Source organism: Nguyenibacter vanlangensis, assembly GCF_013376155.1.
GTDB classification, from domain to species: domain Bacteria; phylum Pseudomonadota; class Alphaproteobacteria; order Acetobacterales; family Acetobacteraceae; genus Gluconacetobacter; species Gluconacetobacter vanlangensis.
The window spans coordinates 1-1,561 of record NZ_JABXXP010000648.1; the positions used below are offsets into that span (position 1 = coordinate 1).

At 69.6% G+C, this 1,561-nt stretch carries 1 protein-coding gene; it reads right to left on the bottom strand.

Annotated elements, in window-relative coordinates; genetic code table 11:
• The coding region (locus tag HUK84_RS17630) for a helicase-related protein (protein ID WP_281362848.1) at positions 1 to 1,269 on the bottom strand (1,269 nt) is incomplete at its 3' end.
• Positions 1,270 to 1,561 lie beyond the last annotated feature (292 nt).

Below are 1,561 nucleotides of genomic sequence, written 5' to 3' on the forward strand. Positions count from 1 at the left end.
GCCGGTTCCGGGCGGGATGACCGGGCGGTCCGCGGCATGGTCCGCCGCCCAGTGGACCAGGCGCTGGATGCCGTTGTCGCGGTCGTCGACCGGGCACATGGCATAGACCCAGCGCTGGGCCAGGGTCAGGCCGGTGACGCCTTCCAGTGCGGTGGCGATGGCGAAGGCCTGTTCCATGTTCGCCAGCCGGTAGTTCGGGTCGTCGCGCCGCAGCACGGCGCGCCGGATGCGCGCCAGCACGCCGAACAGGCTGTCCGAGCCGATTTCCGCCGCCACGGCCTGGATGATGTCGGCGTCGGGCTGCACCTGGGGGCGAAGATCGGGCAGGTCGTCGGGCGGGGCCGCCAGCATGGTCCGGATGAAGGACAGGCTGCCGGCATCGGCCATCACCGAGACGATTCCTTCCTCGTGCTTGCCGTATCGTCCGGCGCGGCCGGCGATCTGCTTGACTTCCTGCGACGTCAGGTCGCGCGTCTGGGTGCCGTCGAACTTGCGCAGCGCGGTGAAGATCACCCGGCGGATGGTCAGGTTCAGCCCCATGCCGATCGCGTCGGTGGCGACCAGGTAATCGACCTCGCGCTCCTGGTACAGCGCGACCTGCGCATTGCGGGTCCGTGGCGATAATTGCCCCATCACCACGGCGCACCCGCCCCGCCTGCGGCGGATCAGCTCGGCGATGGCATAGACCTCGGTCGCCGAAAACGCGACGATGGCCGATCGCGGCGGCAGGCGGGTCAGTTTGCTCGCCCCCAGATAGGCCAGGCTGGACAGGCGCGGCCGGGTCTCGATCTCCACGCCCGGCACCAGCCGGCGCATCAGCGGCCGGATCGTCTCGGCGCCCAGGAACATGGTCTCGACCAGCCCGCGCGCGCGCAGCAGCCGGTCGGTAAAGACGTGGCCGCGGTCCGGATCGGCACAAAGCTGGATCTCGTCCACGGCGACGAATTCCACCATCTGGTCCAGCGGCATCGCCTCGACGGTGCAGGAAAACCACCGCGCGCCGGGCGGGACGATCTTTTCCTCGCCGGTAATCAGCGCCACCGCGGCCGCGCCCTTGGCGGCGACCATGCGCTCGTAATTCTCGCGCGCCAGCAGCCGCAGCGGAAAGCCGATGATGCCGCTGGAATGCGCCAGCAACCGTTCGATCGCCAGATGGGTCTTGCCCGTATTGGTCGGGCCGAGAACCGCCCTGACACGCGTGGCCGCCGCAGGGCTGAAGGAGGCGCGCACAGTGCGAAGGGGGCCTGCCCCCGAGGGTACACCCATCATGGGCTCATGCTCAGATGCCGCCGCGCGGATTGCAAGAAAAACCCGCATCGTTGCGCCCGCATCGTTGCGACGGAATGATCACGCGGCGGTTGCGCCGCGCCGCTCATGGCCGCAGGCTGGCCGCAACCGGATCGCGGAGGTCACTGATGTCCATGGAAGAATTGCCGTGCCTGCTGCCGCCGACGCGCGGCCGTCGCGCCCGCGAGCGCACGATTCACGCCGTGCAGAAACAGGATGTCCCCTCTCTGCCGCAGCGAATCGGCGCGGCCGGCGCCGCCTTCCTGCGCGATGG